The sequence below is a fragment of the uncultured Roseobacter sp. genome, from assembly GCF_947495275.1.
Classification (GTDB): domain Bacteria; phylum Pseudomonadota; class Alphaproteobacteria; order Rhodobacterales; family Rhodobacteraceae; genus Roseobacter.
This window is the reverse complement of sequence record NZ_CANLYL010000002.1, coordinates 318177-331303: the sequence shown is the minus strand read 5'-3', so window position 1 is coordinate 331303 and position 13127 is coordinate 318177. Positions and strand designations below refer to the sequence as shown.

The 13127-nt window shown below is 60.5% G+C and carries 15 protein-coding genes and 1 riboswitch; of the genes, 9 read left to right on the top strand and 6 right to left on the bottom strand.

The window, feature by feature from the left end:
• Nucleotides 1–34: 34 nt before the first annotated feature.
• The 7 genes from iolD to Q0802_RS04820 all read left to right on the top strand — a co-directional run bounded on the left by iolD (nt 35) and on the right by Q0802_RS04820 (nt 7644).
• A complete protein-coding gene (gene iolD, locus Q0802_RS04850; protein WP_298914385.1) occupies nt 35–1894 on the top strand; it encodes a 3D-(3,5/4)-trihydroxycyclohexane-1,2-dione acylhydrolase (decyclizing) in 1860 nt (619 codons plus the stop codon).
• Nucleotides 1894–2868 carry a 5-dehydro-2-deoxygluconokinase gene (gene iolC, locus Q0802_RS04845; RefSeq protein WP_298914383.1) on the top strand — a complete coding sequence of 325 codons (975 nt, stop codon included), beginning with the start codon at nt 1894–1896 and terminating at the stop codon, nt 2866–2868. The genes iolD and iolC overlap by 1 nt, the downstream gene beginning before the upstream one ends.
• A gap of 14 nt (nt 2869–2882) precedes the next feature.
• Entirely contained in the window at nt 2883–3725 is an 843-nt protein-coding gene (locus tag Q0802_RS04840; protein ID WP_298914380.1) for a 5-deoxy-glucuronate isomerase, read from the top strand.
• Nucleotides 3726–3856: 131 nt separating this feature from the next.
• Complete coding sequence (locus tag Q0802_RS04835) at nt 3857–4696, top strand: class II fructose-bisphosphate aldolase (protein ID WP_298914377.1); 840 nt, start codon at nt 3857–3859, stop codon at nt 4694–4696.
• Nucleotides 4690–5679 (top strand): inositol 2-dehydrogenase, encoded by a 990-nt coding sequence (gene iolG / locus Q0802_RS04830; protein WP_298914374.1) that lies wholly within the window; start codon nt 4690–4692, stop codon nt 5677–5679. The genes Q0802_RS04835 and iolG overlap by 7 nt, the downstream gene beginning before the upstream one ends.
• Before the next feature lie 202 nt (nt 5680–5881).
• Nucleotides 5882–6784 carry an NAD(P)-dependent oxidoreductase gene (locus tag Q0802_RS04825; RefSeq protein WP_298914372.1) on the top strand — a complete coding sequence of 301 codons (903 nt, stop codon included), beginning with the start codon at nt 5882–5884 and terminating at the stop codon, nt 6782–6784.
• Complete coding sequence (locus Q0802_RS04820; RefSeq protein ID WP_298914369.1) at nt 6781–7644, top strand: sugar phosphate isomerase/epimerase family protein; 864 nt, start codon at nt 6781–6783, stop codon at nt 7642–7644. Before Q0802_RS04825 ends, Q0802_RS04820 begins: the two co-directional genes overlap by 4 nt.
• Before the next feature lie 70 nt (nt 7645–7714).
• Here the strand turns inward: Q0802_RS04820 and Q0802_RS04815 are convergent, their stop codons facing one another.
• From Q0802_RS04815 to Q0802_RS04790, 6 genes are all read right to left on the bottom strand, one after another.
• Nucleotides 7715–8365 carry a DUF2461 domain-containing protein gene (locus Q0802_RS04815; protein ID WP_298914366.1) on the bottom strand — a complete coding sequence of 217 codons (651 nt, stop codon included), beginning with the start codon at nt 8363–8365 and terminating at the stop codon, nt 7715–7717.
• Between the two features lie 10 nt (nt 8366–8375).
• Nucleotides 8376–8720 carry a TfoX/Sxy family protein gene (locus tag Q0802_RS04810; RefSeq protein ID WP_298914364.1) on the bottom strand — a complete coding sequence of 115 codons (345 nt, stop codon included), beginning with the start codon at nt 8718–8720 and terminating at the stop codon, nt 8376–8378.
• Nucleotides 8720–9118, bottom strand: a complete 399-nt coding sequence (locus tag Q0802_RS04805) for an MAPEG family protein (RefSeq protein WP_298914361.1) — start codon at nt 9116–9118, stop codon at nt 8720–8722. The genes Q0802_RS04810 and Q0802_RS04805 overlap by 1 nt, the downstream gene beginning before the upstream one ends.
• Before the next feature lie 26 nt (nt 9119–9144).
• The gene (locus Q0802_RS04800; RefSeq protein ID WP_298914359.1) at nt 9145–9531 is read right to left on the bottom strand and encodes a VOC family protein; all 387 of its coding nucleotides are present in this window, start codon (nt 9529–9531) and stop codon (nt 9145–9147) included.
• A gap of 71 nt (nt 9532–9602) precedes the next feature.
• On the bottom strand, nt 9603–10838 hold the full coding sequence (locus tag Q0802_RS04795) for an RNA polymerase sigma factor (protein ID WP_298914356.1): 1236 nt from the start codon (nt 10836–10838) through the stop codon (nt 9603–9605).
• Nucleotide 10839: 1 nt separating this feature from the next.
• Nucleotides 10840–11214, bottom strand: coding sequence for a YciI family protein (locus Q0802_RS04790; RefSeq protein WP_298914353.1), 375 nt, complete (start codon nt 11212–11214; stop codon nt 10840–10842).
• 164 nt (nt 11215–11378) lie between these two features.
• Nucleotides 11379–11586: riboswitch (cobalamin riboswitch) on the top strand.
• A 94-nt stretch (nt 11587–11680) separates the two neighbouring features.
• On the opposite strand from Q0802_RS04790, the gene Q0802_RS04785 reads away from it, so the two are divergent.
• Entirely contained in the window at nt 11681–12070 is a 390-nt protein-coding gene (locus Q0802_RS04785; protein WP_298914350.1) for a DUF1636 domain-containing protein, read from the top strand.
• Complete coding sequence (cobW, locus tag Q0802_RS04780; RefSeq protein WP_298914347.1) at nt 12063–13121, top strand: cobalamin biosynthesis protein CobW; 1059 nt, start codon at nt 12063–12065, stop codon at nt 13119–13121. Before Q0802_RS04785 ends, cobW begins: the two co-directional genes overlap by 8 nt.
• Nucleotides 13122–13127: the final 6 nt, after the last annotated feature.

The window sequence follows — 13127 nt, the reverse complement described above, 5'->3', positions numbered from 1 at the left end:
ACCGCTTTAAAATCGCAAAAGGACGGCCACCCATATGACCCAGAAACTGACCACGGCTCAGGCCATTATCAAATGGCTCGACAACCAGTTCATCATGGTGGACGGGGAAGAGATGCGCGTTTGCGGCGGCGGTTTTGGCATCTTCGGACACGGCAATGTCACCTGCCTGGGGGAAGCGCTTTATGGCGTTCGCGACACGCTGCCACTCTATCGCGGGCAGAACGAGCAGAGCATGGGGTTCGCCGCTGCGGGCTATGCCAAACAATGGCTGCGCCAGCGGTTCATGTTCTGCACCGCCTCCGCCGGGCCGGGCACCTCAAATCTGGTGACTTCGGCGGCCCTGGCGCACGCCAACCGGCTCCCCATGCTGCTGCTCTGCGGCGACACTTATGTGACCCGCCTGCCCGATCCAGTCTTGCAGCAGATGGAAAATTTCAACGACCCCACCTTTGGCGTGAACGACGCGTTCAAACCGGTCAGCCGCTATTGGGACCGCATCACCCACCCTGCCCAGATCATCCAGTCGCTGCCCGCCGCCCTCGCGACGCTGCTCGATCCGGGCGATTGCGGGCCTGCCTTCATCGGCTTGCCGCAGGATGTTCAGGGCTGGACCTACGACTACCCGGAGGCGTTTTTTGAAAAGCGTGTGCACCGCATTCGCCGCCAGACGCCCGACGCAGAGGAAATAGCCGATGCCGCCGCCTTGCTGGCAAGCGCGAAACGCCCGATGATCATTGCGGGCGGTGGCGTGCAATACAGTCGCGCGGTGCGTGAGCTGACCGAATTTGCCGAAGCCCGCCAGATACCGGTGGTCGAAACCATTGCCGGGCGCGCCAATCTGCTGGCAGATCACCCGCTGAACATCGGGCCCATCGGCGTGACCGGCTCGGACAGTGCCAATGCCATCGCCGAAGAGGCGGATGTCATCCTGGCCGTCGGCACGCGGCTTCAGGATTTCACCACCGGGTCGTGGACGGCATTCTCGCAGGACGCGCAGTTCGTTTCGATCAATGCGGCACGCCATGACGCGGGCAAACATCGCGCGCTGCCGGTTGTCGGGGACGCCAAACTGGGCCTTGCCGCCTTGGGCGCGTCGCTGGGCACCTATCGCAGCCCCGAAAGCTGGACCAAAAGGGCCCGCGATGAACGCGCCAAATGGGACGCCTATGTCGCCGAAAACATATCCTTTGGTGACAACCGGCCGAATTCCTACGCGCAGGCCATCGGCGTGGTAAATGCGCTTTGCCACAAACGCGACCGCGTGGTGGCAGCCGCAGGCGGCCTGCCTGCGGAGGTGACTGCGAACTGGCGCACGCTGGATTGCGGCACGGTGGACGTCGAGTTTGGCTTTTCCTGCATGGGCTATGAAATCTCTGGCGCCTGGGGCGCGCGGATCGCCCAATCGGAGCGCGAGTCGGACAGGGACACCATCGTCTTTATCGGTGATGGCTCCTATCTGATGATGAATTCGGACATCTATTCATCGGTTCTGACAGGCAAGAAACTGATCATCCTGGTGCTCGACAATGGTGGTTTTGCTGTCATCAACAAGCTGCAAAACAACACCGGCAATGAAAGCTTCAACAACCTGATCGCGGATTGTCCCACCGTGCCGACCCCCTTCGCTGTGGATTTTGAGGCCCATGCCGCCGCCATGGGCGCGCAGGCCGAAACCGTTGCCAACCCGTCCGAACTGGGCGAAGCTTTCAAGCGCGCACAGGCGTCCGACAAAACCTGCGTGATTGTCATGAAAGTCGATGCCTATGAGGGCTGGACGACAGAGGGCCATACCTGGTGGGAATGCGGCACACCGCATATTTCCACGTCCCAAAAGGTGCATGCAGCACATGTCGCGTGGGAAAATGGCCGCGCACGTCAGCGAAAGGGCGTCTGATGCTGCGCGACGCTCTGGCAAAACGGAATTTCGTGGTGGTGGGCCGTGTGGGGATGGATTTTTTCCCCGATCCGCCCGGCACCAGCACGCCCGACGCGCAGGTGATGAAAGTCGGGATGGGCGGATCTTCTGCCAATATCGCCGCAGGCTTGTGCAAATTCGGCTGTCAGGCCGCCCTTGTGACATCGGTCTCGGACGATGCCGTGGGCTGGTACTGCGAAGGGCAACTCGACCACTACGGCGTGGACAGACAGCATGTAAAACGCGTCACCGGGGAATACCGCACCTCACTGGCCGTCTATGAAACGCGCATCGAAAACCACCAGTCGGTGATCTATCGCAACAACGCGGCGGACTTTCAGATGAGTGTCGCGGATGTGGAGGCGGTGGATTACACGCGCTTTGGCGCGCTGATCACCGCAGGCACGGTCTTTGCTGCCGAACCCTCGCGCGCGGCGGCCTTCCGGGCGTTTGAGCTTGCCCGCGCCGCCGGGTTGCCGATCATCTTTGACGTCGATTACCGCCCCTATAGCTGGCCCTCGCCGAAAGTGGCCGAAGAGGTGCTGAGCCGCGCGGGCGAGATGGCCGATATCATCGTCGGCAATGATGAGGAATTCGGCTTCATGGCCGGTCACATCGACAAAGGGCTGGCCAAGGCGCGCGCGCTCGCCACCAGCGCCCAGATCGTCATCTACAAGAAAGGCCCCGAAGGCGCGGTGACCTTTGCAAATGGCGAAGAAATCGCCACCGGCATCTACCCGGCAGAGGCCATCAAACCCACCGGCGCCGGAGACAGCTTCATGGCCGGGTTTCTGGCCGCCCTCTGCGAAGACCGCCCGATGAAAGAAGCCGTTTTGCGCGGCTCCGCCTGTGCCTCCATCGTGGTCGCAAAACCCGGATGCGCGCCCGCCATGCCCGACAGAAGCGAACTGGAACAGTTCCTCGCCACCCATCCCGGCCCAACCGAAGCCTAGAAGGATCCCACCCCATGCATATCGCCCCTCACGACAATCACAACAAGCCCATTGTGGATGCGGATGACCCGACGGTGCCGCTGAATTACTTCAACATCGTGAAGCTGACACAGGATCAGAGCTTTGAATATCAGGTGCCGGGCTATGAAACCTGCATTGTGCCCGCAACCGGAACCGTCGATGTGGACGTGGAAAGTGTGGCCTTCGCGGCTCTGGGCAACCGCGGCGTCGATGTCTGGGATGGCGAGCCGGAAGGGGTCTATGTCCCTGTCGGTGCAAAGGTTCGGATAACCTGCACCAGTGCTGCCACCGAAGTCTTCATCGCGGGGGCCAGATACGACAAGGTGCTGACGCCATTTGATGTGCGGGTGGCCGAACTGGACAAGGTTCAATACGGCTCCGATGACACGAAAACCCACCGCAAGATCAAGCATATCCTTGGCCAGAAGCAACACGATAAGGTCGGACGGCTTCTGGTCTCGGAACTGTTCACGGTTGGTCAGGGCGGCTGGTCCGGCTTTCCCGCCCACAAGCACGACACCGATAACCTGCCGCATGAAACCCGTCATGATGAGACCTACAACTTCCGCTTTCGCCCCAACCACGGCTCGGGCGTGCAGATCCTGCAACGTGAAGAAGGCAAACCAGGCGACGCCTACCAGCTCATGGATGGCTCCACGATCTGCATCGACAAGGGCTATCACCCCTGTGCGGTGATGCCGGGCTATGAGATGTATTATTTCACCATCCTCGGAGGGCTCAGCCAGCGCAGCCTGGTGCAATATTTCCAGCCCACCCATGCCTACCAGATCGAAACGATCCCCGGCATCAAGGATATGGTGGCGAAGTTCAAGTGAGGCGAAGGCTCGGACCGCTTTGAAACAACGCCCCGCCCGGCGGCTTCGCCGGACAGCCCCCGACCGCCCCCCGGGGCGGGGGCTTCACTCTCACCCGCGGCCGGGGACCGCCCTCAGCGAAATATGAGCCCATGCCCCTTGTCACCCTCTCAGATGTCCTGCAACCCGCCCTGAAAGAAGGCCATGCCATCGCCGGTCTGGTCACGCTCGGCTGGGAGGACATGCGCGCCTATGTGGCCGCCGCCGAGGCTGAAGCCGTGCCGGTAATCCTTCAGGCCGGTCCTTCCTGCCGCGCCCACACACCGCTGCCGGTCTTGGGCAAAATGTTCCGCCATCTGGCCGAAAATGCGTCCGTCCCCGTGGTCGCGCATCTCGATCACGGCTACACGGCGGACGAATGCCGCGAAGCGCTGGACAGCGGGTTTACCTCGCTGATGTTTGACGGATCGCGCCTGCCTCTGGATCAGAACATCGCCGAAACCGCCGCCATCGCCGCGATGGCCCACAAGGCGGGCATCTCCTGTGAAGGGGAAATCGGCTTTGTCGGCTATTCAGGTGGCGAAAACTCCGCAGGCAGCGACCCGCAGGAGGCCGCGCGTTTTGCCGTCGAAACCGGCGTTGATGCCATGGCCATTTCGGTCGGCAATGTGCATTTGCAGGAAAACAAGGAAGGCGGACTGGACGAGGCCCGCATCCGCGCGATTGAGGCGGTCACGGATGTGCCTTTGGTCATTCACGGCGGCTCAGGCGTGCCTCTGGATCAGCGCACGCGCCTTGCACGCGGCTCCGGCATCTGCAAATTCAACATCGGAACGGAATTGCGCATGGCCTTTGGCGATGCCCTGCGCGCCGCCGTTAACAGGGACCCCGACCGGTTTGACCGGGTCACGATCCTGAAAGACACACATGACCCGCTGGTCGCGGCCACACGGCGCGTGCTGCGCGGGTTCAAGGGAGAAAGCCAATGCTGAACATCGGGCTTCTGGGTTGTGGCCGTATTGGCGCTGTGCACGCCCGGTCGATCAAACAACACCCCGACGCGCAGGTGACCACCCTGTCAGATGCCATACCGGCGGCGGCGCAGGCGCTGGCAGAGACCAGTGGCGCTGCCGTTCTGGACAGCGACGCGCTGATCAACAGCGCAGATGTGGACGCGGTGATCATCGGCACCCCGACCGACACCCATTACGATCTGATCCACAAGGCAGCGGCGGCAGGCAAGGCGATCTTCTGTGAAAAACCCATTGACATGTCCGCCGCGCGCATCCGCGACTGCATCCGCGCGGTCACGGCAGCGGGCGTCCCTTTCATGACCGCCTTCAACCGCCGGTTTGACCCCAGTTTTGCCAATCTGCAAGCGCGCCTTGCGCAGGGAGAGATCGGCGATGCCGAGATCATCACCATCCTGTCGCGCGATCCCGCGCCGCCGCCCATCGGCTACATCAAAAGCTCGGGCGGGATTTTTCGCGACATGATGATCCATGATCTCGATATGGCGCGTTTTCTTCTGGGCGAAGAGCCCGTGCAGGTCTTTGCCGTGGGCAGCGCTCTTGTCGATCCCGAGATTGGCGCGGCGGGGGATGTGGATACCGCCGCCGTTACGCTCACCACCGCATCGGGGAAAATCTGCCAGATCAGCAATTCGCGGCGGGCCACCTACGGGTACGACCAGCGGATCGAGGTGCATGGCTCCGGCGGCATGCTGCGTGCGGCAAATGTGCATGAAAACACCGTGGAGGTCGCCACAGGATCGGGTTTTCAGACCGCCCCCACCATGCATTTCTTTCTGGAGCGCTACGAGCTGGCCTACGCGCGCGAGATCGCCCATTTCGTTGAGGCGCTGCGTCAGGGCACGCCTCCAGGCCCGGGCATTGACGACGGCCTCAAGGCACAGCTTTTGGCAGACGCGGCCACCCGGTCCTGGCAAGACGGCACGGTGGTCACATTGGGCTGATCCATCCGGCTCAAAATCGCCGGTGACGCCCTTGTCATCTTGCGAAATGAGGTGTTAGCCTGAACCTACCTAACCGGGCAGCGGGGTGTCTTCCGGACCCGCCCGACGTCACTCAGACGCGTGAAATCCCCGCGGAACCGACCTTTCGTTGTGAAAGGTTTTTTTCGAACGCGCCATGGGGCGCTGAAAGGGAGAGTGACTTATGCAGAACATTGGTATTATCGGCATTGGCGATATGGGAAGTGGTATCGCCAAAAACCTGATTGCAAACGGGTATTCGGTGACGGGGCTTGATCATCTTGCCGCGCGCATGACCGCCTTCACCGGCATGGGCGGTATACCTGCGGACAGTCCGGCCGCGGTGGCCAAAGCGTCGCAGGCGGTCTTTGTCATGGTCATGACCGGCGATCAGGCCAAATCGGTCATTCTGGGCGCGGACGGTCTTGTCGCGCATTTGCCGCAGGGGGGTGCCGTCATTCTCAGCGCCACGATCAAGCCGCGAGAGGCGCGCGAGATCGGGCAGGCCATGGCCGGATCGGGCATTCATCTCATCGACACGCCCGTGTCCGGCGGCTTTCCCGGCGCGCAGAGCGGCACGCTCACGATGATGGCCGCGGCACCGGATGCGGTGCTGGATCAGTTCAAACCGGTGATGAAGGCGGTCTCGGCCAATATTCACCGGGTGGGAACCGAACCCGGCGACGGTCAGACCGTCAAAGCCTGCCTGCAATCGCTGATCGGTGCGCAGTTTTCGGCCACATTTGAAGCCGCAGCACTTGCCGCCAAGGCCGGTGTGCCCGGGCAGGTGCTGCTTGACGTTTTCTCGACCTCCTCGGCAGGCTGCGGCGTTGTCAACAACGCTTTGGAAAAGATCATCGACCGTCAGTTCGAAGGCACCGGCAGCCACATCAACACCATGCACAAGGATCTGACCATCTCCATGGGTCTGGGCGAAGAACTGGGCGTGCCGCTGCACACTGCCGCCTCGGCCATGCAGATATTTCACGCCGGACGCACCAGATATCCTGATGGTGACAACTGGGTCTGTACCCGGGTGATCGAAGAGATCATCGGGGCTGAACTGCACCGGAAGACCGACACATGAAACTGGGTGTGATTTGCGACGGCATCAGCCGGGATCTGCCCCATGCCGTTGATGTCATGGATGAATTCGACCTCGAATATGCAGAACTGCAATTTGTCGGCGACACGGAGGTGGGCGATCATTCGCCCGCCGAGATCAGACAGATCGACAGGCTGCTTCGCGACCGTGGCAAACCGGTCTCCTGCCTCTCGCGGCACATCTTTGCAGGCATGGACGCACAAAACCGGCCCGGCGATGCGCTGCACACCAAACATATGGATGCGCTCAAGCGGGTCATCGAAATGGCGCATGTTGTGGGATCGCCGCTGGTGCGGATCATGACCCAGCGCAAGGAACAGATCCTCTGGGGCAAAAACGGCGCCGAGAAATGGAACGTCGCCCATGGCGCCTGGGACAGCATGGCCCCGATGATCGCACCCGCTGTGGACCTTGCGCGCGCCGAAGGGGTGACGCTGGTGGTGGAGACTGGCAATGGCACGATGGTCAACTCGAACTATACCGCGCGCCGGTTGATCGACGAATTGGATGCAAGGGATGCGCTCAAGGTGCTCTGGGATCCGGGCAACAACTGCTGGTGTCATGAACGCGCCTTCCCCGAAGGCTACGCCGAAGTCAAAGACGGCTATTTGGGGCATATCCATATCAAGGATGTTCTGGTCGACACGCCGCGTGCGACACTAGAGGTCCGCAGAATGGGGGACGGGCAGCTGGGCCCGCTTTTTGGTGACATCGCCGAAGCGCTCAGGACGGACGGGTATGACGGTGTGGTCTCTTTCGAGAGCGTCTATCATCCCGGCAACGGAGATTTCGAGGCCGGTTTCAGAGAGTGCATCGGCGAATTCAAGCGGTTGTACGGCTAATCCCGTTCGCGCATGAGAAGCGATGGTGGCGGGCATTGTTCCGACTGTCCGCCACTCACCAAGCCACGGCTCACGATCGCAGAAACCGAAAAATCGGCAACAAGCCTTCGAACTCTTTGATCGTTCGTTCAATCAAATCGGGGCCGATGGCAAACTCAGGATTCAAATCTTTCCACCCGGAAAACCCCTTTCTGCGCAGCGCCTCGACATGGGGGTGATCCTTGTCAAATCCGGGTGGCACGCGCTTGAGCTCCGGTTCTGAAATCCGGATACCCTTTGCCGAAAGATTCGTGGAAAGTTCGATCAGCGCTGCCCCTTTGGGTCCGGCCATATCGGCTCGAAACCTCTCCAGAACCGCCTTGTCGAACTGGAACACACCGCACCCCAGCGCGAGTTTCCCGCTATCCAGCCCAAAAAACCACATAGGCGCATTGTTCCCGCCGTTTTCTGGGGAAAACGACAGATGAATGTACGGATTATAGGGGGATTTATCCTTGGAAAACCGAACATCACGATAAATCCGGTAGGTTTTTGAACTGTGCGGAACCTGTGTCAACTTCTGCAAACCCATGGCCAGCGCTGTACAAAACCGCTCTGTCGGCGCTTTGACCTGCGCCTCGTAGTCATATTTGTGATCCGCAAACCACTGCCTGTCGTTGTTCGCCTTGAGGTCCGTCAGAAACTGTAAGGTCTCTTTCGGAAAATGATCAAACCTGGTCATCCTTTGTCCTTCAATTCTTGGCAGGTAAAGCTGAGGCATGCTCAAGACACATTGCCAACCAACGGTTCAGTGCCGCCTCATCGCAGGCCGCGTCTTGAACAGAAATGAACCCGCCCAACCGCCTCTTGCCATGGATCACCGGCTCGGCGCCGGGGATCTGCAACGCTTCCGCCTCCAGAGCCTTGCCCACCCGGAACATGAACCGCCCGATGCCATTTTTGTCACGACGCGCGCCGGACAGCATGTTGCCATTGAGAAAAAAGCAATTGCCGCCCATCATCTGCATTTCCGAAATACCCACATGCGCCTTTAGGGCAAGGCGCATGCGACCGGTCAGCTCCGCATCATAAGGCATCAGAAAATGCCAAATGATTTCAAGAGGATTGCCCCTGACAGAACGACCATGGCGATCGACGTCAAAAGCGCTCCGAGGAGGCGGCCGGCCCCGGTGGCCGTTCCACGGAAAGCGGCAAAATGCAGCACCCGCGCAGCCAGCAGGACGCTTCCGGACCCCACCAGCACCCAATGTGGCGCACCGGCGATTTCCGCCCCGGCGAGTGCCAGCAGCGCCAAAGGGACGTATTCAACGAAATTCCCATGCGCCCGGATACGTTTGAGCAGTTCCTCGTCGTCTCCATGCAAAAGCATGATCCCGGTTTTTGCGCGTCTCAAGCCAACGAAGACCGACAGCGCCACGCTCATCAGAACGAAAACGGCGACGAACATCAGGGTGATTTGCGGTGTCTCAGGCATTTGCGTCTCTCCCGTCTAACGGCGCGTCATTGGGCCATGCTCTCATAGGTGATCAGCGCGAACTTGGCGCCATGCGGGTCCGTCAATGTCGCCATACGGCCGACACCGGGCATGTCCATGGCAGGTGCTGTTACCTTGGCCCCTTTGGCTTCTGCCCTTGCGACGCTTGCGTCCACATCGGCAACGGTGAAGTAGATCGTCCAGCTGCCCTGCTCTTCAGGCATGGGGGAAAAACCGCCAATGGCCGTGTCACCCACCGAAGCCGTGGCGTAGCTTGATCCGTCCTGCATCGGCATTTCCTGGATCGTCCAGCCCAATACGTCCTTGTAGAAGGTCTTGGCCTCACCCTGGTTCGGGCCGGAATGTCCGATCCACCCGGAATTCCCGACGGCGGTCATTTCAAGAATACTCATTTCAGTGCTCCCTTGATGGTCACCTTCTTTGCGAAGGAGATGTTCCAAGGACGCGCGCGCCAGAACAATTCCTACAGCATCGCGATATTTTTTTTACAGAGAGAGATTTTCTCGTTTATGGCAACGCGCTCGGGCTCGGTTGGCCCCAACGTCAACGCGATTTTCAGAGCAGTAATGGCTGCGTCGAAATCACCTGATTGTTCCAGCAGCCCACCGCGCATCGTGTGATACCACCGGTACCCGGCAAGCTCGTCTGCCAGGGGGGTCATCTGCTGCAATGCGTGGACCGGCCCACGGGTTTTGGCCATTGCCGCGATCAGGTTCAACCGCACCACCGGCGTTGGCTGCATTGCAAAGAGGGCCGCGTAATGTGCCTCGATGCTACGCCAGTTGGTGGCATCCGCGGTTTTTGCCAGCGCGTGTTCCGCCGCGATAGCCGCTTGAATCCGGTAGGGCCCGGAATGTCCGAGCCGTTCTGATTTCTGCAGCAAGGCCAGGGCTTCGGAAATGGCGGAGGCATCCCACAGGCTCCGGTCCTGATCTTCCAGTGCCACAAGTCTGCCGCTGCTGTCTTGTCGCGCATCGCGGCGCGCGTGTTGAAAAAGCAGCAGCGACAGGAGCGCCATTTGCTCGCCCATGCCGCTGAACAAATCCGCCAGCAACCGCGCCAGACGAATGGCCTCTTCACACAAGGTCAGTTTCATTTGCGTGACACTATTGGAGGTAGACCAGCCTTCGTTGAACATCAGATAGACCATCAGGGAAACTTCCGCCAAACGCTTGCTCCGCTCGTGAAGACTGGGCGTTTCAAAGGGAACCGGGTTTGTTGCAATCTTCTTTTTGGCCCGCGTCAGCCGTTGTTCCATCGCCTTCGGGCCAATCAGAAACGCCCGCGCAATCTCTGCCACGCTCAACCCGCCCACGATCCGCAGGGCCAGGGCAATTTGATCCTGTCGCGGCAAGGCCGGGTGGCAGCAGATGAAAAGCAGGCGCAGGACGTCATCGCGCACTTCATCCGGATCGGGCAGGTTTTCTTGGGGCATTTCGGGCACCGCGAAATTGGTTTTCAGCAGGGTTTGCCGCCTTTGTCGTTTTCGAACCCGGTCCAGCCCTGCGTTCCGCGCAGCGGTGAGCAACCATGCCAGAGGATCCCGTGGGGCGCCCTTGTCCTGCCATTCTGTCAAAGCCTTCAGACAGGCCTCAGAGAAGGCTTCTTCGGCGACATCAATGTCGCGAAAGTAGCGCGTCAATGCCGCAAGCGCGCGCGGTCTGTTGTTCGTGAATGTCGCTTCAAGCCACTCGGACATCTCATCCTTCCGTGGAGATCACGCCTCCGGCCCAGGCAATCGGGCGTATTTCCAGCCGGGCGATGGGAGAAGAGATCATCTCTGCAAAGCGGAGCGCCTCTTTCAGGTCTGCAAATTCTGCCGCGTAAAAGCCCAGGAACCCCTCTTTGGTCTCCGCGAAAGGGCCATCGACAATCAGCGGGGCCTGTCCCGTGGCTGCCGGAGGCTCTAACGTGACGGCCGTGGATGTCGGCATCAGTTTGATCGACAGGAACTCACCGCGCTCGGCCAAGGCCTCCTGCAACGCCGCGTGCCCTGCGAGCACCTCTTTCTTTTTGTCCTCGCTCAGTGTCTCAAACACCCCCGGTTCACCGTAGATTGCAATTGCATACATCATGAGATCGCCTCCCCTGTTGATTTCCAATGGTGCGAGGACGCGCGGGAAAATGCAAATCCGACAGATATCCCGCGTTTCTGAACTTCCAATTTTTGCAAATCCGGGAGCGCTCCTAATTTCGCGCCTTGAAAGGGCGTGCCACTTGACATTGGACACGGTTCCGACGCAACTGCCTTACTGTTGGTGCTTGTCTGACAAGTGAAAAGGGAATGCGCAGTCGAAGCTTTCGGTGAAGCGCAGCCGCCCCCGCGACCGTGAACGGAAAAGATGTGCCATAAACCACTGGAGCCTGGCTCCGGGAAGGGGTGCACATCACAGGCCTTGCGCCGAAATCCGTGAGCCGGGAGACCTGCCAATGGGACGTGAAGAAACCGGACGGGGTGTTCCGGTGTCGAGATCAGACCTGAACGTTTCAGGCCCCTCTCGCCATCAGACCCGCGCGCCATGAGGAATGGAACCGAAGGTCATGAGCACGGATGCACCCGATGCGCGCACCGAACTGCTGGTCTGCATAAAATGCAGGCGCGGGCAGGACATCCCCGAGGACGACCGCCGCCCCGGGCAACGTCTCTATGACAGTCTGGCCGAGCGTGCCCTGCCCGATGGCGTGCGCCTGAGACCGGTTGAATGCCTGCAAAACTGCGATCATGGCTGCACGATTGCCCTGCGCGGCGGGCAGCGATGGACCTATATCTACGGAAATATCGACGAAGTGTCGCATCCGGACCTGCTGCTGGACGGTGCCGCACGCTACAACGCCACGCAGGATGGGTTGATCCCATGGCGCGAGCGTCCCGACCATTTCAAACGCAACTGCGTTGCCCGCGTCCCCCCACTGGAGAACGAACATGACTGATCTTGCCAAACTTCCCGTCACCGTGATCACCGGGTTTCTCGGCTCCGGCAAAACCACCCTTGTGCGTCAGTTGATGCAGAACCCCGGCGGCAAACGTCTGGCCATTGTGGTCAATGAATTCGGCGATGTGGGTGTGGATGGCGACATCCTGAAAAGCTGCGCGATCCCCGATTGTCCGGCGGAAAACATCATGGAACTGGCCAATGGCTGCATCTGCTGCACCGTGGCAGACGATTTCATCCCCACCATCGAGGCTTTGATGGCGCTCGATCCGCGCCCCGATCACATCCTGATTGAGACCTCTGGGCTGGCGCTGCCAAAACCACTGCTCAAGGCTTTCGACTGGCCCGATATCCGCTCGAAAATCACCGTCGACGGCGTGATCGCTCTGGCCGATGCCGAGGCCGTGGCTGCAGGACGGTTTGCCCCGGATGTGGCGGCTGTGGACGCCCAGCGCGCAGCGGACGAAAGCATTGATCACGAAACGCCCCTGTCGGAGGTTTTCGAGGATCAGATTTCCTGCGCCGACATCATCCTGCTGACCAAACCCGATCTGGCCGGACCCGACGGCGTGGCAAAGGCCAAGGCGATCATCGCCGCCGAAGCCCCCCGCGCGCTGCCCGTGGTCGAAGTGGCCGAAGGTATCGTGGACCCGCGCGTGATCCTCGGGCTGGAGGCTGCGGCAGAGGATGACATGGACGCGCGCCCCAGCCATCACGACGGGCATGACGATCACGAACATGATGATTTCGAAAGCATCGTGGTCGATATCCCCGAACAGGCAGATCCTGCCGATCTGGTGCGCGCGGTTGAAACGCTGGCCAATGATCACAACATCCTGCGCGTCAAGGGCTACGCGGCGGTCAGCGGCAAACCCATGCGTCTGCTGGTGCAGGCCGTGGGCGCGCGTGTGCGTCATCAATACGACCGTCCATGGCAGCCCGGCGAGGCGCGTCAGGGCCGTCTGGTCGTGATCGCTGAACATGACGACATCAACGCCGACACGATCCGCGCCGTTCTGGGCGCGCGGGCCGTCGAGGCCGCCGAGTAAGCTGCC

Excerpts from the sequence above, each read along its gene's own strand:
- Q0802_RS04805 (WP_298914361.1), bottom strand. The coding sequence starts at position 9,118 with ATGCCTGAGACACCGCAAATCACCCTGATGTTCGTCGCCGTTTTCGTT.
- Q0802_RS04840 (WP_298914380.1), top strand. The coding sequence starts at position 2,883 with ATGCATATCGCCCCTCACGACAATCACAACAAGCCCATTGTGGATGCG.
- iolG (WP_298914374.1), top strand. The coding sequence starts at position 4,690 with ATGCTGAACATCGGGCTTCTGGGTTGTGGCCGTATTGGCGCTGTGCAC.
- Q0802_RS04815 (WP_298914366.1), bottom strand. The coding sequence starts at position 8,365 with ATGACCAGGTTTGATCATTTTCCGAAAGAGACCTTACAGTTTCTGACG.
- Q0802_RS04810 (WP_298914364.1), bottom strand. The coding sequence starts at position 8,720 with ATGCCTTATGATGCGGAGCTGACCGGTCGCATGCGCCTTGCCCTAAAG.
- cobW (WP_298914347.1), top strand. The coding sequence starts at position 12,063 with ATGACTGATCTTGCCAAACTTCCCGTCACCGTGATCACCGGGTTTCTC.
- iolD (WP_298914385.1), top strand. The coding sequence starts at position 35 with ATGACCCAGAAACTGACCACGGCTCAGGCCATTATCAAATGGCTCGAC.
- iolC (WP_298914383.1), top strand. The coding sequence starts at position 1,894 with ATGCTGCGCGACGCTCTGGCAAAACGGAATTTCGTGGTGGTGGGCCGT.
- Q0802_RS04820 (WP_298914369.1), top strand. The coding sequence starts at position 6,781 with ATGAAACTGGGTGTGATTTGCGACGGCATCAGCCGGGATCTGCCCCAT.
- Q0802_RS04790 (WP_298914353.1), bottom strand. The coding sequence starts at position 11,214 with ATGATGTATGCAATTGCAATCTACGGTGAACCGGGGGTGTTTGAGACA.
- Q0802_RS04825 (WP_298914372.1), top strand. The coding sequence starts at position 5,882 with ATGCAGAACATTGGTATTATCGGCATTGGCGATATGGGAAGTGGTATC.
- Q0802_RS04785 (WP_298914350.1), top strand. The coding sequence starts at position 11,681 with ATGAGCACGGATGCACCCGATGCGCGCACCGAACTGCTGGTCTGCATA.
- Q0802_RS04835 (WP_298914377.1), top strand. The coding sequence starts at position 3,857 with ATGCCCCTTGTCACCCTCTCAGATGTCCTGCAACCCGCCCTGAAAGAA.
- Q0802_RS04800 (WP_298914359.1), bottom strand. The coding sequence starts at position 9,531 with ATGAGTATTCTTGAAATGACCGCCGTCGGGAATTCCGGGTGGATCGGA.
- Q0802_RS04795 (WP_298914356.1), bottom strand. The coding sequence starts at position 10,838 with ATGTCCGAGTGGCTTGAAGCGACATTCACGAACAACAGACCGCGCGCG.